The 20,374-nt window shown below is 54.9% G+C and carries 16 protein-coding genes; 8 read left to right on the top strand and 8 right to left on the bottom strand.

The window, feature by feature from the left end; translation table 11 throughout:
* Position 1: 1 nt before the first annotated feature.
* From AB9F29_RS10505 to AB9F29_RS10495, 3 genes are all read left to right on the top strand, one after another.
* Complete coding sequence (locus AB9F29_RS10505; RefSeq protein ID WP_369755642.1) at positions 2 to 2,341, top strand: PIG-L family deacetylase; 2,340 nt, start codon at positions 2 to 4, stop codon at positions 2,339 to 2,341.
* The gene (locus tag AB9F29_RS10500; RefSeq protein WP_335586051.1) at positions 2,325 to 3,188 is read left to right on the top strand and encodes a DMT family transporter; all 864 of its coding nucleotides are present in this window, start codon (positions 2,325 to 2,327) and stop codon (positions 3,186 to 3,188) included. Before AB9F29_RS10505 ends, AB9F29_RS10500 begins: the two co-directional genes overlap by 17 nt.
* Before the next feature lie 585 nt (positions 3,189 to 3,773).
* A complete protein-coding gene (locus AB9F29_RS10495; RefSeq protein WP_335586050.1) occupies positions 3,774 to 4,463 on the top strand; it encodes a L,D-transpeptidase in 690 nt (229 codons plus the stop codon).
* A gap of 177 nt (positions 4,464 to 4,640) precedes the next feature.
* On the opposite strand, the gene AB9F29_RS10490 is transcribed toward AB9F29_RS10495, so the two are convergent.
* The gene (locus AB9F29_RS10490) at positions 4,641 to 5,108 is read right to left on the bottom strand and encodes a hypothetical protein (protein ID WP_369755641.1); all 468 of its coding nucleotides are present in this window, start codon (positions 5,106 to 5,108) and stop codon (positions 4,641 to 4,643) included.
* Between the two features lie 371 nt (positions 5,109 to 5,479).
* On the opposite strand from AB9F29_RS10490, the gene AB9F29_RS10485 reads away from it, so the two are divergent.
* From AB9F29_RS10485 to AB9F29_RS10465, 5 genes are all read left to right on the top strand, one after another.
* Positions 5,480 to 5,686 (top strand): cold-shock protein, encoded by a 207-nt coding sequence (locus tag AB9F29_RS10485; protein WP_039003630.1) that lies wholly within the window; start codon positions 5,480 to 5,482, stop codon positions 5,684 to 5,686.
* Positions 5,687 to 5,868: 182 nt separating this feature from the next.
* Complete coding sequence (locus tag AB9F29_RS10480; protein ID WP_335586048.1) at positions 5,869 to 6,744, top strand: lysophospholipid acyltransferase family protein; 876 nt, start codon at positions 5,869 to 5,871, stop codon at positions 6,742 to 6,744.
* Positions 6,745 to 6,884: 140 nt separating this feature from the next.
* Positions 6,885 to 8,363, top strand: coding sequence for a DUF4153 domain-containing protein (locus AB9F29_RS10475; RefSeq protein ID WP_369755640.1), 1,479 nt, complete (start codon positions 6,885 to 6,887; stop codon positions 8,361 to 8,363).
* Between the two features lie 40 nt (positions 8,364 to 8,403).
* Positions 8,404 to 9,078: a response regulator transcription factor gene (locus AB9F29_RS10470; protein WP_369755639.1), complete on the top strand. Its 675-nt coding sequence runs from the start codon at positions 8,404 to 8,406 to the stop codon at positions 9,076 to 9,078.
* Positions 9,075 to 10,052 carry a sensor histidine kinase gene (locus tag AB9F29_RS10465; protein WP_369755637.1) on the top strand — a complete coding sequence of 326 codons (978 nt, stop codon included), beginning with the start codon at positions 9,075 to 9,077 and terminating at the stop codon, positions 10,050 to 10,052. The genes AB9F29_RS10470 and AB9F29_RS10465 overlap by 4 nt, the downstream gene beginning before the upstream one ends.
* Here the strand turns inward: AB9F29_RS10465 and AB9F29_RS10460 are convergent.
* The 7 genes from AB9F29_RS10460 to AB9F29_RS10430 form a co-directional block, all read right to left on the bottom strand.
* The gene (locus tag AB9F29_RS10460) at positions 10,049 to 12,706 is read right to left on the bottom strand and encodes an AAA family ATPase (RefSeq protein ID WP_369755636.1); all 2,658 of its coding nucleotides are present in this window, start codon (positions 12,704 to 12,706) and stop codon (positions 10,049 to 10,051) included. The genes AB9F29_RS10465 and AB9F29_RS10460 overlap by 4 nt on opposite strands.
* A complete protein-coding gene (locus tag AB9F29_RS10455) occupies positions 12,703 to 13,818 on the bottom strand; it encodes an exonuclease SbcCD subunit D (protein ID WP_369755634.1) in 1,116 nt (371 codons plus the stop codon). Before AB9F29_RS10455 ends, AB9F29_RS10460 begins: the two co-directional genes overlap by 4 nt.
* 146 nt (positions 13,819 to 13,964) lie before the next feature.
* A complete protein-coding gene (locus AB9F29_RS10450) occupies positions 13,965 to 15,095 on the bottom strand; it encodes a TauD/TfdA family dioxygenase (protein WP_369755633.1) in 1,131 nt (376 codons plus the stop codon).
* 209 nt (positions 15,096 to 15,304) lie between these two features.
* Positions 15,305 to 16,942, bottom strand: a complete 1,638-nt coding sequence (locus tag AB9F29_RS10445; RefSeq protein ID WP_369755632.1) for an ABC transporter ATP-binding protein — start codon at positions 16,940 to 16,942, stop codon at positions 15,305 to 15,307.
* Positions 16,939 to 17,757, bottom strand: a complete 819-nt coding sequence (locus tag AB9F29_RS10440) for an ABC transporter permease (protein ID WP_369755631.1) — start codon at positions 17,755 to 17,757, stop codon at positions 16,939 to 16,941. The genes AB9F29_RS10445 and AB9F29_RS10440 overlap by 4 nt, the downstream gene beginning before the upstream one ends.
* Entirely contained in the window at positions 17,754 to 18,710 is a 957-nt protein-coding gene (locus tag AB9F29_RS10435) for an ABC transporter permease (protein WP_039003659.1), read from the bottom strand. The genes AB9F29_RS10440 and AB9F29_RS10435 overlap by 4 nt, the downstream gene beginning before the upstream one ends.
* 9 nt (positions 18,711 to 18,719) lie before the next feature.
* Positions 18,720 to 20,306 carry an ABC transporter substrate-binding protein gene (locus AB9F29_RS10430; protein WP_335586040.1) on the bottom strand — a complete coding sequence of 529 codons (1,587 nt, stop codon included), beginning with the start codon at positions 20,304 to 20,306 and terminating at the stop codon, positions 18,720 to 18,722.
* Between the last annotated feature and the right edge of the window lie 68 nt (positions 20,307 to 20,374).

Raw genomic sequence — 20,374 nt, 5'->3', positions numbered from 1 at the left:
CATGCCATTATCCAATCAGGCGCGTATTGCCGCCGAACGAGATCGCCCCCGTATCGTGGCGCTGTGGCAGGCGCTCACCGCGCTAGAATCCACAGTGTCGTTTATGAACACAGGCGCGCATCCTGATGATGAAACCTCCGCGATGCTGGCCGCGATGCGGTTTCGCGACGGGGTGGATATCTCATACGCCTGCTCGACCCGTGGCGAGGGCGGCCAAAACGATATCGGCACCGAAACCGCCGCCGCTCTCGGTACTCTACGTACCGCCGAGATGGAGGCCGCTTGCGACCGTCTTGATCTACGGATGTATTGGCATTCAACCAGTCCCGAAGATCCAATCACCGATTTCGGCTTCTCCAAATCAGGCGTTGAAACGCTGGGGAAATGGGGCCGCGAGCGCACCCTTGCGCGGTTTGTTGATATTATCCGCACAGAACGCCCCGATATAATCTGCCCCACCTTCCTCGATGTCCCCGGTCAACACGGCCACCACCGCGCCATGACCGAAGCCGCGCATTTGGTCATGGACCTTGCTGCCGAACCTGAATTCGCGGGCAGCGATTTGCCCGTCTGGCAGGTCAAGAAAATGTACCTCCCCGCGTGGTCAGGCGCTGGGCAAGCCTATGACGACGACTTGCCGCCGCCACCCGCAACCCTCACAATTGCCGCAACGGGCAAAGACCCCGTCACGGGCTGGAGTTATGCACGGATCGGCCAACAAAGCCGCATGCTACACGCCACACAAGCCATGGGTCGCTGGGTGCCAAACGGCACAGAAACCGATTTCCCTTTGCACTTGGCGCATACGCACGTGGCGGGGCCAGATGCGGACCTCGCCTCTGGCTTGGCCCAAACATTGCGCGATCTGGGCGGGGCTGATTTGACTGCCGCCCAAGACGCTTGCGATGCCGCTTTGGCTGCCTTCCCAAACGCGTCTGAGGTTTTAAAACACGCGAGCCTCGCCTTACAAGCCCTTCGCAACGCTTCGGAAAATGCCTCTCCTGCACAGTTGTCCGAATTCGGCCACAAGCTAACCCGCAAAGACCAACAACTTTCCCGCGTCATCCAACTTGCGGCAGGTGTCGACGCGCGCGCGTCGCTACAGGACGAAAAACTCCACCCCGGTGCGAGCACGACTATATCCAGCGAGTTCTCCGCCGACACGGGCGAGGTGACGCTTGCCCCAAGGCTCCCACAAGGCTGGAGCTTGGATGGCGCGACCGTGACGCTGGCAAACGACGCGTCCATCAGCGATCCCTACCCCGCCATCTATTTGCCCGACCAACCTGCAGCCCCTTGTGTTGACGTGACCCTGACGACACATGGCGTCACTACGACAACAAGCCTGCCGTTTGAGGTGCCGCCCGTTGTTGTGCCGCAATGCTCGGCCGCCGTGTCACCCGAAACAGATGTGATCAATCTAGCCCATAGCCGCAGGTCTTTTGTTATTGACGTTAGCGATATTTCCCCGCCTTCAGCGCAGGCAGGATTGCGCGTGCCTGACGGTTGGCACGTGAGCGAAAGCGAAGGGCGCCTCACCGTCACGGTTCCTGAAAATGTTGCGGTTGGACTCTACGATTTAACCCTGACGCTCGACGGCTTAGAGGCCAGCAGTGTGCGCCATATCCGTCATGACCATATCGCACCACGCGTCTTGGTGCGCCCTGCAATCGCCCAAATCCGTGTTGTGAATGCGGCCCTGCCGGATGTGCGGGTCGGATATATCGGCGGCGGCAATGATCGCGTTGCTACATGGCTGGAACGCATGGGGACTGAGGTGACGGACCTGTCCAATGTGCCGCTCACCGATGCCGCCCTCGCCGCTTGCGACACTTTGGTGATCGGTATTTTCGCGATGAAGTTCCGCGCTGGGCTGGCCGAGGCCATGCCCCGCATCCACGATTGGGTCCGCGCGGGCGGCACGCTGGTCACGCTCTATCACCGCCCTTGGGACAATTGGGACCCCGAGACGACAGCGCCCTATCGCCTTGAAGTCGGCCAACCTTCGCTGCGCTGGCGGGTCACGGACGAGACCGCTGCCGTCACCGTGCTCGCGCCCGATCACCCGCTGTTGCAGCACCCCAACCGCATTGAAGACGCGGATTGGGCCGATTGGCACAAGGAGCGCGGGCTGTATTTCGCCAAGAACTGGGACGATGCCTATACTCCGCTCCTCGCCATGAATGACGCCGGCGAAGCGCCGCTAAAAGGCGCAATCCTTGTGGCCGATGTTGGTTTGGGGCGGCACGTGCATACCTCGCTCATACTGCATCACCAGATGGAAAAACTAACCTCTGGCGGGTTCCGATTGATGGCCAACCTTCTTGCCAAACGAAGCTGAACACTCCCGCAACGGGCTAGCCGCGGGCTGGTTGCTCACGGATATGGCGCTGAATATTTGGGCGTTGTCGATCGTTAAGGCCTTGGGGCTTGGCTATCCTGCGTTTCAACTGGTGTTTCTGCGCGCAGGAGTCGGACTTCTACTCATGCTGCCGTGGATTTGGCGCTATCGACGGGCATTCATCGGCCTCCAAGACCTCCACCTGCATGCGCTGCGGGTGGCGTTTTCCGCCACAGCCCTCACCGCGAGTTTCTTTGCGATCACGCGGTTGCCGCTGGCGCTGTTCACTGCAGTAAGCTTTACGCGGCCGATCCTAACAATGCTTGCCGCCGCGTGGTTGTTGCGCGAAGTCATCACCCGTGACCGCTGGATCGCCGCAGCCATTGGCTTTGTTGGCGTTCTCATCGCCGTTGATCCGTCGGGGTTTTCTGGCAACTGGGGGCTGGCCGCGCAAGTCTTGGTGGTTTTCGCCGCAACGGGTGCGGTGATCACCACCCGCAGGCTGGTCGCCGCGCCGACCGTGGTGATGATGACCTTCTACACGGCAGGCCTGACCGTGATCACCGCGCCCTTCGCCGTTCTGGCTTGGGAACCCGTGCCCCTGCTGCAATGGCCCTTGCTCCTCGCAATTGGTGTCTTCGCGCAATCCGCACAGTTTTGCTTTCTCCGCGCACATCGCTATGGGCAAGCGGGGTATTTATCGGTTCTTTCCTACGCCAGTTTGGTGTTCTCGACGACGGTCGGGTATCTGGTCTTTGACGAGATACCCAAACCTGCATTTTGGGCCGGTGCCGCGCTGATTATCGCCGCCACATTATGGATCACGATGCGGCGGCACCAAAAATAGTGGGTAAAACCCGTCCGCCTGCTTTCAACTTTCGCGCAAGGACGCTGTCGGCGGAATGATGCCAAACGGCCCTTAAAAGTAACGGAAACGAGAGCGATTTGTTATGCTGATCGTTTGATAGCACATGGACAATGCGCGATGGATTGAGGATAAGGCGCGTATGCAGATGGCTCGGACCTCTTTATCATTATTGTTGATGCTGATTATGTTGCCTTGGGGCGCATATGCGGGCGGCGCTATGGCCTCGAAGCCTACGCCATATAAGCATCAATTATCATCGGTAAAAATTGGCCATTCGACCGCGCAGACGCTGGTGGTTTGGCTGCCAAGCCCCGCAAAGATCTCTGTTCAGAAGAAATGCCGCACCGCGACCCTTACGGGATCCCATTGTGGGCACGATCGTGCGCTGCCGGAGGCCACGAAAACCTCGCTGAAGCTCTCACAACCGACCCAGGCAATGTACTTCACTGTTTGGCGCGCGCGAGGGCGGGATATCGCTCCGCCACGGGCCCCTCCTCGCCTGTTCTGACTGGCTCCTCGGCGCATGGCGTCACACTCCCGTTCAGAACGTAAAAGGAAGACCTCATGTTTACCCGACGCTCCTTCGTCGCTTTCGGTGGAATGGCTGGCCTCGCGGCTTGTGCCAAACCTCCAGTAGTGCCAATTCCCCCACCCGCACCTGTGATCCCGCCACTACCCGCCTTTTATGGGGCGATTACCGATGAACGCTTTCCAATTCCTGCCGTTCGGGAAGGTGTCATAAAGCCTGAACTCTGGCGGCAGGAGGTTGCCAATCCGTGGCCAAATTACGAACGCGGCACGATCATAGTTGACCCCGACAGGGCTGTTCTTCATTTCGTCGAGTCTCCCGAAACAGCGATGCGATATGGCGTCAGCGTTGGGGCTGCGGGCTTTGAGTGGAAAGGCACGGCGCGGCTTCAGTTTTGGCGCGATTGGCCACGCTGGAATGTACCGGAATCTATGATTGCACGACGGCCTGAACTGGAACCCTACTCCGTTGCCAATGGCGGCATGGATGCGGGGCCGGGAAATCCAATGGGCGCGCGTGCGCTCTATCTCTTTAAGGACGGCGTCGACACACTTTACCGCATTCACGGCGATGCATCCGCATTGGAACTTGGAAAAGCGGTCTCGTCGGGCTGTATTCGGATGCTCAATCAGGATGTGATCGACCTGAACAATCGCGCCATTCACGGCGCTTCTGTGATCGTGCTGCCATCGATGATGCCTGAGGGCCTTTCGGGCCTGTATTGACGGGCCAAATCACCCTGTAGGGAGTAAAAGTGCTCCCTACAGTCGGCGCCGTTAGAGTAAAGAGGCGGGCTTGATAGGCCCGCCCGTTCGTCTGAGAGAGCACGGTAAACGCCTTGACGCACATTCAATAGAGCGGGAAGTCCATTCAAAACCCACCAACCTTAGCACCTATCGCGACTAATAAGCCTCAAGGGATCGGCACAGATCATGCAGATTGGACAGTTTTGAAACCATCTCTGCATCCAGACCTTCGGGAAAGAAAAGGCGCATGTCTTTTGGGGAGCCAATTGACGGCAAAACCGCACCATCACATTGCTTATATGTCTTGGTCGAGGTGATCCCTTTCATTTGGTAGAGCGAAAGCGTTCGCGCTATTTTGATGTCGTTCGTCTCATCACTGCGTAGAATTTTTTTCACATCAGCTCTTGTCGACGCTGTTTCCTCGGAAAAATAAAACGCCAGCCGCGCACGCCCCGTTGGAGAAAACTCTTTTATTAATTCGACTTCTCGTAAATCAATCAATTTTTCACTGAAATCAGTGTTTCCACCGTTTGCACAGGCCAGTTGAGGCACTGTTTTTTGGTAAATCCGACAGTTCTTAACTTCCAAAAATGAGCCATTCACCAAATACATTGCCGCGCTCAAGTCTTTCTCAAGCTCTCCTTCAAGTTGCGAACGATCTATTGGCTCCTCTGGGTTTTGCCCAACAGCAAACGCTACCCCACCTATAGCTACCAAAAGAAGCACGAGTATTCGCGTGTCGGGGGGGATTAACGTTTGCAGTCTGAGACAATTTGTTATCCTTAGGTACATTTTGATGCATTCACCGTAGTATTTGCACCTCTTGATCGAAATCTGTTGATAAAACTACTTGTAATTTTGCGCGTTTAGCCCCATGTGATGCGTGCGACGTTACCACTATCGGCTATACTGCTCCTTTTGGCACAGTCTTTCGATCTTGAACTGACTTAGCTTCACTGTTGCATTTCGCGGCAGTTTTTAAAAGGAGAACGACAATGGCTACTGGAACCGTTAAATGGTTTAACTCGACTAAAGGCTTCGGATTTATTGCACCAGATGGTGGCAGCAAAGACGTATTTGTTCACATTTCTGCAGTAGAACAAGCTGGCCTTACTGGTCTTAACGACGATCAAAAAGTTACTTTCGATATTGAACCAGGCCGCGATGGCCGCGAAAGCGCGACAAACATCGTTCTGGCTTAAAGGTTATCCTTTAATCGGAAGCAAAACCTTCTAGGTTTTAAGTGGGCGCATCGGTGACGGTGCGCCCATTTGCGTTCTCTCCCGACTCGATTGTGGATAAAAGAGACACTAGAGATGAACTGAGGCAATACGCCCTAAGCGTTTGCGGTTGGCATTGCACCGAAACCCGATCATACGACGCTATGCTGTCAACTTCTCTGAAATCGGTTTTGCACTACTTTAGGTACTTCCCGTTGTGGTCGGCCCTCACGGCTCTGCGCTGGCGTGCGTTTGATTTGCGGTCCCGTGGCTTGGGGACCACGTTTGGCATCCTCATGCGTTGGTTTCCACCTGCGAGACGCCGATTTGATCGCGAAGCCAAACGCATATACCCCGAAATGAATCGGAGCGCCCGCGCCGCCTTAGGCCAGAATATGGGCCGAAACATGGGGCGCACGCTTTTTGAAATTTATCACGATGCTGAATTTCAAACCCAACACCACAAATTTCGCGTTTCAGGCCCCGGCCTTGCCGCCCTTAAAGAGGCGAACGCGGCGGGCAAAGGCGCGATCATCGTTTCCGGTCACTTTGGCCAATGGGAAGCCATTCGTGCCGTGATCAAAATGCACGGACTTGAGAGCGGAGCCGTTTATCGTCCCCAAAAGAACAGCCATTATGAACGGCGTATCCTCGCGGGTATTGAGGCTGGCGGGAAGCCGATTTTTGCCACGGGCCGTGTAGGAACAAAAGCCCTCGTGCGGCATGTGCGCGATGGCGGTATTGTTTCCATTTTGTTGGATGAAAAATACTCGGAGGGCGTGCGCCTACCGTTTCTTGGCCTTGATGCCCTCACATCCCTGTCTGCCGCCCAGCTTGCGCTTAAATATGATCTGCCGATGATCCCCGCCTATGGTATTCGCATTCGCGACGGCAACGCATTTAACGTGGAATTCGAAGCTCCAATCCCCCATACCGACAGCACCACCATGACCCGCGCCTTTAATGACAGCCTTTCCGCGCGCATCAAAGCAGACCCAGAACAGTGGTATTGGATGTTAAGACGTTGGGACGGTTCGTGAATTATTGTGCAGTAATTTTTTGCGCGGGCAGCCCCCAACCTTAGGCCTAACCAATTGCATCTGCACATTTTCTGCACACCTCCTAAGCAAAATCTGCAGATTATTGCGCGATAACCGCTCCGACATTAACGGAGTATATTATGCAAAATCACTTTACGGTTCGGGGCGTTCCCACATCCCTTGCGATGGATGGCTGGTGGCTGAATTGTTCGACAAGCGCCTTACCTGCCCAAGACGTCGAGACCAAAAATCCAGCTCATTTCAATATAGCGCGAAAACCTTTGTTCCCCATTTTTGCGGCCTTTTTATTGGTCCTCTTGGCGGACTTCCTGTTCTGGCAGCACAATTTAGGCCTGTCTTTGCTGCTCTATGCGTTCGCAATATTTGGCGTCTCGACCCTCAATTTGCCAGCAAAACAACGTATACGACCAACTGTTTTGCTTTTGCTTGGCGGGTTGCCCGTTGTGGAATATGTGCAGTTGCTGTCTTTGGTCTTCCTTTGCGCGGCGCTGCTTGTGGCCTTAGTTTGGGCGCACGGGCCTAAAACCCAAGCTACCAAATATATCGCCTCCGCTTATCGGTTGCTCATTACGATCCCGTTTTTTGGAGCGCGTGCCTTGCTTGGATCGTTCAAATCCGTTCGCGCCGATACCAAAGGCAACAACGCGCGAACCGTTAAGCGGATTGCCCGCAACTGGGCCTTTCCCATTGGCGGCTCTTTGGTTTTTCTGACGTTATTGATGGATGCAAATCCGATTTTTGCACAACTCCTCTCCCTAGACCTCGATTTTGTGCCGTCGATCAATCGCGTTCTTTTTTGGCTGGGCATGGGCCTGCTAATCTGGCCTCTGATTGAGGGCATAAGGTTCGATGACCGCGAATTTGCCTTTCTCGCGACGCCAAAAAACCTGCCCAACCTTGGCCTTAACGCGGGGTCCGTATTACGTGCGCTGGTTATGTTTAACCTGCTGATTGGCGTACAGACCCTCTTGGATTTATCTATTTTCACAGGGGGAACCGCCCTTCCCGACGGCATGACCTATGCGAGCTATGCTCACCGTGGGGCTTATCCGCTTGTGGTCACCGCCCTGCTCGCTGGGGCCTTCGCCATTGCTGCGCGGCCCTTTTTGGGGGAGCATCGTTGGTTGAAACCATTACTGATGCTTTGGCTGCTTCAAAACACCGTTCTCTGCTTTTCTGCTGGGTTACGTTTGGACCTGTATATAGAGGCATACGGGCTGACGTATCTGCGCATTCGGGCGCTCATTTGGATGGGCGTGGTCGCGATTGGCTTGTCCCTGACGGCGTGGCAAATCCTTAAGGCCTATTCAAATCGTTGGCTGGTTCTGCGCTGTGCATCACTGGCTGTTGGCGTGCTTTATATTTGCTGTTTCGTGAATTTTGCCGCGCTGATTGCCACGGTGAATATTATGAACGACAAAGCAAATGCAAACTACCTTTGTGATTTCGGACCAACGGCGGCTCGCGCCATTCAGGATGCCGTCAAGGCCACAGGTCAACCAGATTATATTTGGAACACCCGTGCGTGCGGTTTCCAGCAGCATAACATTGACGGATGGCGTGATTGGGGGGTACGCAAGTGGCGCACGCACGTGTAAATCGATAGGCGCGCGGGTTGGTAAAACAGGACATTAAACCATGAAAATTTTGCTCGTTGATGATGATCCCCGCCTGCGTGATCTCGTTGGCTTGTCGCTTGAACGGGCAGGATATCAAGTTTCAACTGCCGCCGATGGGCAACAGGCGCTCACGTGTGCCCTGCGTAGCACGCCGGATCTTATCGTTTTGGATGTCGGCCTGCCAGAAATGGACGGATTTGACGTTTGCCGCCGCATCCGCGCCCACTCGGATGTGCCGATTGTGTTCCTGACGGCCCGTGACGAAGAAATTGACCGAATTCTGGGGCTCGAATTGGGGGCGGATGACTATGTTGTAAAACCCTTTAGTCCCCGTGAATTGGTCGCTCGTATCAAAGCGATTTTAAAGCGCAGCGGTCAAGCCACCACGCAACACAGCTTGCGCCATGGTATCCTGTCCCTTGATTGTACCGCGCATATCTGCCGCGTGAATGATGTGCAAATCGCGCTCACTGCAACTGAATTTCGCATCCTTGAATGCCTGTTGCAGCAGCCTAATCAGATCCGCACGCGCGCCCAAATCATTGCCGTCGTTTGGGGCAATCATAGTCAGGTTTCCGATCGTACTCTCGACAGTCACTTGCGCAATTTGCGTCAAAAATTGGCGAGCGCCGGATGCGAAGACGCCATTGAAACCGTGCATGGCGTGGGTATGCGCTTAAGGGAAATCCTGTGACACAACACTGGCGCCCTCCCCTCATTCTTGTGCTGGCTGGCGGACTTTCCGGCACCCTTGCCCTGTCCTTTGCGGGGATTGTCGCGCTTCGCTATCTCGGTCCGGAAATTGGCTTTCGCAACGCGGCTATAGTCTTGGGCGTGGCAATCACCTGCGCCACTGCTGTCCTCGGTTGGCTGCTATTACGCCTCATCTTGCGCCCTATTTTGGCGCTCGAACGCTACGCCGCGGAAGTCAGATTTGACAGTACCTCACAGGTTGACGCTCCCGTTCGTTTTGGCACACGCGAACTCCATCACACCTCTCAAAGTGTCATCGGAATGGCCACGACTTTGCGCGACCGAGAAGCCACAATTCGCAGTTTCACCGATCACGTAACCCATGAGATCAAAACCCCCGTTGCCGCAATCAGGGCTGCGGTCGAACTGCTTGAAGACGGTGGAATGTTGAGTGCAGAAGACTTGAAAATAGTGCAGGAAATTGATGGGGCTCAGGCACAAATCCAAACCCAACTGGATGCCCTGCGTCGTGCCGTGCAAGCCCGCGAAACACGGTATTTGGGCACGTGTACACTGGTAGATATCCGAGATGCCGTCGTTGCAAATTTCCCCACGCTAGGTTTCCACTTCTCTGGGGAACATACAAAAATTCCGATATCTTCTAATGGGATGCATATAGTTCTTCAACAGCTACTTCAAAATGCCGTTGAGCAAAATGCGTCTCAGATCAACCTTGCTGCTGAAGAAACTCCGGACGAAATCCACATCACAATCCAGGACAATGGATCGGGTATTTCTGCTGGCAACGCAGACCGAATATTCAATGCATTTTTTACCACGAAACGCGAAAGCGGTGGCACAGGAATGGGCCTTTCCATTGCCCGAAATGTCATCGCCGCCCACAACGGGAAAATCACATGCAAAGCATCTGACAGCGGCGCACAGTTTCAGATTGCTTTCCCACGATTGGCCTAACCTATTGGGCGGTCCTCGGCAGCGTCCTTGATTGTAGTGATGAAGGCTCGCGCGCCGCCAAGGTCGGAGAAGGCGCGTGTTCGACAGCTCAAAACGATGATCTGCTGATCCCGAGCAATTTGGGCCAACATGTTGAACATTGTCGAAATGCGCTCGTCATCGGTGTGAACCAACGCGTCGTCCAAAATGATCGGCACATGATTGCCGTGCTTAGCAAACAACCTCGCAAAAGCGAGACGTGTGAGGATCGCAATTTGCTCGAACGCCCCGCCAGAAAGCACTTCGATTTTGTCCGTCACGCCATTGCGCGTAATCGTTTCAATCAAAAGCTTGTCTGGGTCTATTTGGAATTCTGCACCGGCATGCAATTGCCGTAGCAAGGGCAACAACTCATTGCGCACAGGCTCAAAATAGGTCTCTTGCGCGTCTGCTCTGGCGGCCTCTAGGTGCGCGATAAGCAGTTTTAGAGCTCTCGCGTGGTTGGCAAATTGTGCAGCCCGCTCCTCGGCACGTTCTAGTTTACCTTCGACCTCCGCCAGTTTTTCTTCGACGGCCCCCTCCGATTGCGTGTGAATGACCCCATCCAACCGCGCCAACTCTCGTTCAAGGAGGTTGATTTCTTTTCGGTCCTCGTCGTCCGCTTGAACCGCGCGTTCATGCTTGGCGATCGCCGCCGCTAGATCAGAGCCCGCCGTCCGTAACTCTGCAAGTGCTGTGCGGGCTTTTGTAATCTCGACGTCCTTGTCTGTCTTGGCCTGAACCAAGGCTTGCAACGTCGCATTTTCATCCGCAGTCACCGCCAGCGCGGCTTCATCTTGACGCAATCGGGCCAAAAGCACCTCAACCTCAGTCAATGCGCTGACGGCATGGGTCAAACCCTCTTGAAGAGCGGGCAATGCGTCGCGCAATTGCGTAAGGTCTTCATCAAGATTGGAAATCTCTCGCTCTTTGGCTTCCGACGGTTTTTCCCTGTCGCCGCCCTCGGCCACAAAATCAGCAAGCTCATCCGCTGGATGGCTTAACTCGGCGCAAAGCGCACCCCATTCCGCTTCAAATGCACCTACCCCATCAGGAGCCAGCGCCCTGATCTGCGTTTGGGCTGTCTGCCGATCCTGAAGGGCTGTCAATTGTGCCGCAAAGGTCTGTTGCGCAGCCACGACTGTGTCAAAACCTAATGTTTTCAGGTCGGTATCTAGGTCCGATTGGAGCGCTACGGGGTCGGCGATGCCCTGCCCCACACCCTCTGCTGGTTGCAGGGCTATCGTGCCAAACCCAGGCAAGGTTACGATCAAAGACTGGTCAATCAGGCGGGGTTCGGCGTTGGGTATATCCACGCCATTTATAGTTGCATGCGCCGTATCTGCGGCCACGATAAACCGTGCAAAATGAATTTTACGGGTCTCGATCGCGATATCGCGGCGACGCTCTAGGTCCGACAGCCTGTCGATTGCGGCCTTTGTTATCTCGTCTCCGCGTAAGATTGCGTCGGCTTTAGCCCGTTGCGCCTTCGGAGCCTTCAATTGCTCCGATACATCAGACAGGATCGCCAAACGAACCCGTTTTGCCGTCTCGCGTTCATCCTGACGCGCCTGTTGTAATGCTTCTGCAAGGTTTCGGCGCTGTTCCTCCTTTTCTTTGATCGAGCCTTGTAGCGCCCCGATGGCATCTTGGGCGATCGTTTTGGCCTCTGTCGCCTTGCCCGCGGCGGTTCCCTTTTCTGCAATCGCAATCGCAGTCGTCTTGCGCCGAACTTGTGCGTCAGTAATGGTTTTGATGTCGCGTTCAAAGTCCTGTTCGGCGCTACAAAGAAGTTGAATATCCTTCTGTGCATCCTGAATTTTGCGGTCCTGTTCCCGCGTCGCGGTCAGATGTTCGGACGCTTCTTTGATAGCGGCTGATCTTTGCTCGCGAAGCTCTGGCGCCTGAAGCTCCCGCAGGCGGGTTGTCCCACGTTTTTTCAACCCCAGATCGTGGCCAAGGGCTTCGACGGACTTCGCAAGTTTGAATTGCTCTTCGCCAAGAAGTTCCACTCGGAGTACGGCCTCTTTCCACGGACTACCAGCTTTCGGGTTGTCTTGTTTGGTGCTGATGGCATCAAGGTCCTGTTTGCAGCGCTGGACGATACTATCCATCCGACGCCCGCCCGTCACCGCGTCAATCTGGCCACGGACGCTCGACATCACATCTCGGCGCGTCTCAATGCCATCTGCGCTGGCATCAACACCAACGCTCCCCTGACGGACCCAAAGCAACCCGAAAGGCCCATTGTTTGCATTCAGGATATTCTGTTGAATCCACTGTTCAGCATCGTCAGCCTGCTTCAGGATCGTGCCGCTCGCCATGGCTGTAACCGTCGCAGACGACCCCGCCTTTTTCAGGTTAAAAACCTTCTCGATCAGGTAATCAGCCCCATCAAGTTCGATCTCGGCCGATATCCGCATCGCCCCGCCTGAATAGGGCTGCATGTCCTTCAGTTCTTTCTTTCCTGACCCATACTCATAGAAAAACAGCGCGTGAAGGGCTCCAAAAAAGGTGCTTTTGCCGCTTTCATTCTCGGCGGTGATTGTTGTTAGACCATCACCGAACGGGCCTAGAACCGCCGTTTTGTCGGCAAAGCGACGGACATTATGCAAGGTCAGTTTGCGTAGTTTCACGTCGCTGTCTCCTGCGCGAGAAAGAACAGATGCGACAGGGCCATCTGGGCCACGCGCGCGTCTTCTTCGGTGCGGCCCTCAAGTGACGTGGCCTCAAAAATGCTTTCTGCGGCCACACGCAGCGCCCCCGCTTCCGCAATCAAGTTCAGGTCGTCGACATTTTGCTCGATACCCACTTTCACCAAGTTTGCTTCGAAAAAGTGGAATTCATCCTCCAGTTTTTCACAGGCCGCACGCAGGGCCGCGAGGTCTGACAGACCCAAACGACCTGTCCCGATGAACCGCACGAGGGCGAAGTCACGACCCGTGTTTGGCAGCGCCTCTTCCAAAATTGTCACGGGATCAATGCCAGAAAAGAATTCGACTTCAATGCGGTGCCACGTGTATTTCCCCAAGGGAACTTGCTCTACACGCGGCGCCTCGCCGTGCTTGTCGATTTCAACCACCAGAGCACCTGCAGGCGCGTGCCCCTTGAAACCATCCGCCTCTGGTCCCCCCGCATACCACGTCCGCGACGTGATACGCATTTGACCATGCCAATCGCCCAACGCGAGATAATCAAGGTTTGAGGTCTCTGCGCGATCTGGTGGAATTGTTGCCAAACCGCCGTCTTCTGATCCGAAATCCGTCACACCCCCATGCGCCAAACCAATCCGGATGCGTGTGCCTGTGTTGGCAGCTCCCATCCATTCCGTCAGGTCGTACCCTGAGGCCCTCACCGAGGGAGGCGCAGGAAGAATCGCCACATCGGGCCCGATCTCAATAACTTCAGCGGACGTCGCCAAAATCACATTGGCGGGCTTGTCGCGTTCCAACCGTTCCCATAGATCAACGGCCGCCAGCGAGTCGTGATTTCCGGGCATCCAAATCCAAGTTAGATCAGGAAAGGCGGCCATCGCGTCCAGTGCACGTTTCACGAGCCTTGATGGCGGCGCCTCGGCATCAAACGTGTCGCCTGCGATCACCACGAAATCCGCGTTGCGGCTGACTGCAAGCGCGCCGGTTGCCTGCAACGCGTCAAGGCGCGCGGCTTTTAATGCAGCCCGCGTGTCTTCATCAAAATTTCCGAAAGGTTTTCCAAGGTGGAAATCAGCCACATGCACAAATCGCATTATTCTTAGCGCTCCCCAAACCTGATGGAAGCATATTGCCCTCGAAGTCACCAACTGTAAACGGATGCACCTATCTTTTTTTGAAGCCCGCTAAAGGCTCCCGCGCATTTTGCGCAGGAGCGGATTTATGCGTTCAAATACGGCGATTATTCTGCGTCTACTGCGCCGATATCGCGGCAAAGTAAACGCAGGCGCGAGGTGAATTCGCCGCGATCAACATAGCAGCCTCGCAGCTGCCTAAAGCCTGAGGACGGATCAAAAGCCTCGCGACCATGCAGCACCCGCCGATTGTCAAAGACCACCATTTCGCCGGCTTTCAGCTTTAAGGTCAGGCAATATTTTGGGTCTCGCGTTTTGGCCATATAGGCGCGATAGGCACGGTAATAGGCGGGCATGATCTCGGCAGGCATATCAAAAACCCCCGCAATATGCGCATTGTAGCGGATCTCGATCACGTCGCCCGCGCGGTCCAATGTGATCACGGGTTCATGGACAGCGATATCAGCGTCACGGTCGTGAAAACGAAAGGGAATAGGCACTTCGCAGAGCAGTCGAAAGGCCTCGGGGTCGTCTTCCCGCAAATCCTCGGCCATGGCAAACCCATCCGCAAACAGCGAGCCTCCACCTGTCGCCTCATTGGCCAGACAGTGCAGGAATTGATAGCCCGGAGGGACCTCTTGGTTTGGCAAATCCGTGTGAAGGGGCAAAGCGACCGAGGTGTACGCGAGGTTGTTGGGATCGGGTTTATTGATCACGTCAAAGGTTGTGCCAAAATTGGTTTCTCGCAGAAAACCGATCCGCTGGGCCACGTCGATTCCGGCGCTGACCCTGTCTTCAAGCTGCTCAACAATCGTGAGGCCGAAGGCGGCGAGGTTTCCCATCCAAGATTTCAGGTGTTGATCATCCACCAAAATCGGGGCGGCTGGGGCGCGCGGAATGCCTGCTGCGGTTATATCTGCTCGCCAAAGCTTGGGCGCAATCACGCCCGCGTCTGCTGCGGGTTGGCCCGGTCGATGGGCGCTCAGCAATGCCACGGGAAGGTGGCTTACGTGATCGTCCTCATAGCGTAACGCAACGGTGTCACCGTCAAGTTGCGCCGACAAAAGCACAGGGGACGCGTCAAGCGCCAGAAGGTCCAGCAACCGTTCGTGGGTTTGTGGATGCAGCCCCGAGGGGCAATTATCACGCAGCCAGATGGTTGGAAAAGAAGTCGACGTAGTGTCCAGCCAAGTCACGACAAGCGTGTCAGCACGGACCGAAAGGTCAGATACAGTCATAGGAAATCCAGTTCATTTTGGGAAATTGATCGCAGAAATAGCAATCAATCGCAGGGCGGTGGCCACCATTCCTGCGTCTTGCCGTAAGGCGTGCCAATCGCGCGCCACCCCAGCATGAAATTTTTGGAGTCCAAAATCATAAAGTGACGCTAAGTGAGTTCTGGCGTTTCAACAAGCGAGAACGGGATGCGTGTAAGTTGGGTCATTTTTCAATTGCCCGCACTTTCCATTTTACGATGCGCGATGACCTCTTCCAGCCACCCCAGTTTCATCTCAGGAATTGAGCTAAGCAGCAGGTCGGTATAGTCGTCAAACGGCGGCGAAAGCACTTCTGTTTTGCTGCCATAACGCACGACCTCCCCCTGATACATCACCGCAATACTATCCGCGACGGCACGCACCGTGGCCAGATCATGCGTGATAAAGAGATACGCGACATCCTCCGTCTTTTGCAGGTTCAAAAGCAGCTTTAGGATGCCATCCGCGACCAAGGGGTCCAGCGCTGATGTGACCTCATCACAGATGATTACCTTGGGTTTGGCCGCAAGGGAACGCGCGATGCAAACCCGCTGTTTTTGCCCACCGGAAAGCTCGGCTGGATAGCGGTCGATGAACTCTTCGCCCATCTCGATTTCATCCAACAACTCGATGATCCGTTTATGCTTTTCGGTGCCGCGCATCCCAAAGTAAAACTCAAGCGGACGCCCAATAATGGTCCCAACGGTTTGGCGCGGATTCATCGCGACATCGGCCATTTGATAGATCATCTGTACTTCGCGTAAATCATTCAAATCGCGGCTTGCCAAATCGGGGCTAAGGGTGCGCCCCGCAAACTCAATCCGCCCTTCCGAGGGTGGCAATAACCCCGTAATGACGCGCGCAAGGGTCGACTTCCCCGACCCGCTTTCGCCCACCACCGCCAATGTTTGACCGGGGTGCAATTCAATACTCACATCGCGCAAGACATCAAAGTTGGTGCCTTTATAACGCGCCGTTATCTGTTCAACTTTCAGCACAGGCTCAGACGATGGTGCCTTTTCTTCATGACGGATCGAGCGCACAGAAACCAGCGCACGGGTGTAGTCTTCGGAGGGGTGGTTGATGATCTTATCGGTGCTGCCGTATTCAACCATTTCACCCATTTTTAGCACCATGATATCATCCGCAACCTGCGCCACGACCGCCAGATCATGGGTGATATAGATCGCGGCGACGCCCGTGGCGCGGATCGCATCCTTGATCGCCTTCAAAACTTCGATCTGCGTGGTCACATCCAAGGCCGTTGTGGGTTCATCAAAAACCACCAAATCGGGTTCGGGGCAAAGGGCCAGAACCGTCATACAGCGCTGTAGCTGGCCGCCCGAAACCTGATGTGGAAACCGATTTCCGATAGTCTCGGGATCGGGCAAACCCAACTTGTCAAACAAGGTCACCGCTTTTGCAATCGCCTCTCGGCGCGTGAATTTGCCATGATGCACGGCAGCTTCGATGACTTGCTCCATGATCCTTTTGGCGGGGTTGAACGATGCGGCGGCCGACTGGCTCACATAGGTCACCTCACTCCCGCGCAACTTGCGCACGTCGCGTGGTCGCGCCTGCAGGATGTCGCGCCCATTCACCCAAACTTCACCGCCGGTGAGTTTTACACCGCCACGGCCATAGGCCAACGACGCCAAGCCAATGGTCGATTTTCCCGCGCCAGATTCGCCGATGAGGCCCAGAACTTTGCCCGCCTCTAGGTCAAAATCCAACCCGTGAACGATCTCGATGTCATGGGCTTTTTCGTTTGGAGGAAAAACCGTCGCGCCGATTTTCAGACCGCGCACTTTGACCAGTGGTGTGTTCATCCTCGGCCTCCTTTAAGGGACGCGGTGCGGTTCAAAACCCAATCCGCAACAAGGTTGACCGAAATCGCGAGGGTCGCAATGGCGAAGGCGGGCCAAAGAGCGGCCGGAATACCGTAAACGATCCCCTCCTTGTTCTCTTTCACAATGCCGCCCCAATCAGCCTCTGGAGGTTGAACCCCAAGACCAAGGAACGACAGCGTCGAAACGAACAACACCATGAAGATGAACCGCAGGCCCATTTCGGCAACCAGAGGGCTTAGAACATTGGGTAGGATTTCACGAAAAATGATCCATCGCGTGCCTTCGCCGCGCAGTTTCGCGGCCTCGACATAATCCATCACGTTGACGTCCACCGCGACCGCTCGCGACAATCGATAGACGCGCGTCGCGTCCAACAGGCCCATCACGATGATCAAAACAAAGATCGTCACCGGCATAACCGACAACACAACCAGCGCAAAAATCAACGTCGGGATCGACATCACAAGATCAACAAACCGCGACAACACTTGATCAACCCAGCCCCCCAAAACGGCAGCCGTCAGGCCGAAGACCGATCCAAGACTGAACGACAAAACCGTCGCCGCAGTTGCGATAAAGATCGTCGTGCGCCCGCCATAAATCATGCGGGTCAAAAGATCGCGCCCGATACTATCTGTGCCCAACCAATGCTTGGCCGATGCGGACTCCCAGATGTCATTGCTGACGATTTCGGACATGCCATACGGCGCGATCCACGGGGCAAAAATCGCCATCAGGAAATACAGCGATGTGAAGAAAAGGCCGATGGCCGCAGAAAGGGGGATACGGCTCATTTCGGATGCCTCAATTTTGGATTGGCAAGAATGGACACGACGTCGGCCACCAGATTTAACCCAATATACACTGCGGCAAAGATCAATCCGCAGGCTTGAACGACGGGCACGTCCCGTTTGCTCACATGGTCAACAAGATATTGCCCCATCCCGGGATAGACGAACACCACCTCAACCACGACCACGCCAACCACAAGATAGGCGAGGTTCAACATCACCACGTTCACGATGGGGGAAATGGCGTTTGGAAAGGCGTGTTTTGCGATCACATTAAAGCTGCTGAGCCCTTTGAGTTCGGCGGTTTCAATATAGGCCGATTGCATCACGTTCAGGATTGCAGCACGTGTCATCCGCATCATTTGCGCCAAAACAACGAGGGTCAGGACAATGACGGGCAAGGCAATCGCACTCAATTTCTCGCCAAAACTCATGCTGTCATTGATCATGGCAACAGAGCTGAACCAGCCCAGCTTTACGGAAACGAAGTACATTAGAATATAGGAAATAAGGAATTCAGGGATCGAAATTGAGGTCAGCGTGACGGCCGAAATCAATTTGTCGGGCCAGCGATCCCGATAGCGCACTGAAAGAAGTCCGAGAAAAATTGCCAGTGGCACCGAGATGAAGGCCGCCCAGAAGGCAAGAAACATCGTGTTGCTCAAGCGGCTACCAAGGCTTGTGGCAATATCCGCGCCGTTTGTCAGGGCGGTTCCCAGATCTCCGTGCATAACCCCGCCAAGCCAACTGAAATAGCGGGTCAAAGCGGGCTCATTCAGACCCAACTCCTCTCGCAAGTTTGCAAGGGATTGCTCGGTGGCGGATTGGCCAAGGATTGATTGCGCCACGTCGCCGGGCAGAATTTGTGTTCCTACAAAGATCAGCGCAGAGGCGGCGAACAGGAGGAGTATGCTCAGCGCTAGGCGCTGAGCAATCAGTTTAAGAATAGGATGAATCACCTGATACTATGCCTTCCAGCATTTCACAGCCGCAAATCCGTTCATCATTTCAAGGTTCGGATCGGCTTCCCATCCTGCGATATCGTCGCGTACACCCTCGACAAAATCGTTGAACATTGGACAGATCACTCCGCCCTCATCGCGCACCAGCATGGCTGCTTCGCTATACAGAGCCTTGCGTTTCACAAGGTCCAATTCTGAGCGTGCTTCTAAGACAATACCGTCAAAGGTATCGTTGAAGAACCGCGTGTCATTCCAGTCAGCGCCCGTCGTATAAGCTGTGGAATACATTTGATCCTGCACAGGACGGCCACTCCAGTAAGACGCACAGAACGGCTGTTTGTTCCAGACTTCCGACCAGTAACCGTCGTTTGGTTCACGCTTGATTTCCAACGGAATGCCCGCCGCTGCCGCAGATTGCTGGAACAATGCCGCCGCATCAACCGCACCAGGGAAGGCGCCATCGGCTGTGCGCAGAATAATCGGGCTGCCGTCGTGGCCGGATTTCTTATAGTGGAAAGCGGCCTTTTCAGGATCATAGGTGCGCTGAGCAATGGTATCGTCGAACAGGGGATATGCCGCGTTGATTGGGAAATCGTTGCCGATGCTGCCATAGCCAGAAAGGATTTTTTCGACCATTTCTTCACGGTTGATCGCATATTTCAGCGCAAGGCGCAGGTCGTTATTGTCAAACGGTGCCGTGTCACAATGCATGATGAAGACATAGTGTCCCCGTCCGGAAACGTTGCGCACGCTCAAGCCCGGCGAGCGATCAAGCAAGCCTGCAACATTTGGATCGACTTGGTTAATCATCTGGACCTGACCAGATTGCAACGCGGCGCTACGGGCCGTCGCGTCGTTGATCACGAGAGTTTCAACGGTGTCGAAATGACCGATGCTATCATCCCAATAGTTCGCAAAACGCTCGCCTACATAGCGGATACCGGGTTCATTGACGGTGATCGCATAGGGGCCCGTGAAAATACCCGCCGTTGGATCATCCATGCCGCCATTGGGCTGAATGACCAGATGATAGTCAGCCATAAGGAATGGTAAATCGGCATTGGGTGTCGTGAGGGTGACCTCAACTGAATCGCCGTCGACCCGCATGGATTCGATGCCCTGCATGATCCCAAGTGCGCCGGATTTTGACTCTTCGTTTGAGTGGCGTTCCAGCGTCGCAAGAACATCCTCTGGTGTCAAAGTCTTGCCATTGTGGAACTCAACACCCTTGCGGATTTTGAAGGACCATGTCTTTGCGTCGGCGGTGCTCTCGATGCTTTCTGCAAGGCGGAAATCGATCTCACCCGATGGGGATACATTGACCAAGTTTTCGCCCGATTGGCGCAAAATGTTGAAGATCACTTGGGAGGTTGCCGCCGCTGGGTCGAGCGAATTGGTACTTTCACCACCACCAAGACCAATGCTCAGCGTGCCACCACGAACGGGGCCAGCGGCATGGGCCGCGGAGGAAAGCATCGTGTTCGCGGCCACAGCGGTAATGCCAAGTGCGCCTGCTTTGCCAAGAAAAGCGCGGCGATTGTATTTGCCTTGTGCGGTGCGAGCCAGAAGGTATTTCAGTTCATCGTTCATGGTTGTTTTCCCAGTTTTTTTGAGTGATTGATAGAAATCGCATCTTCGTGTTTTCGTCCGAGGTCCCT

Origin of the sequence: Falsihalocynthiibacter sp. S25ZX9, assembly GCF_041205405.1 — a bacterium.
GTDB classification, from domain to species: domain Bacteria; phylum Pseudomonadota; class Alphaproteobacteria; order Rhodobacterales; family Rhodobacteraceae; genus Falsihalocynthiibacter; species Falsihalocynthiibacter arcticus.
The sequence above is the reverse complement of the archived record's forward strand: the minus strand, read 5'-3'. Positions and strand labels throughout refer to the sequence as shown.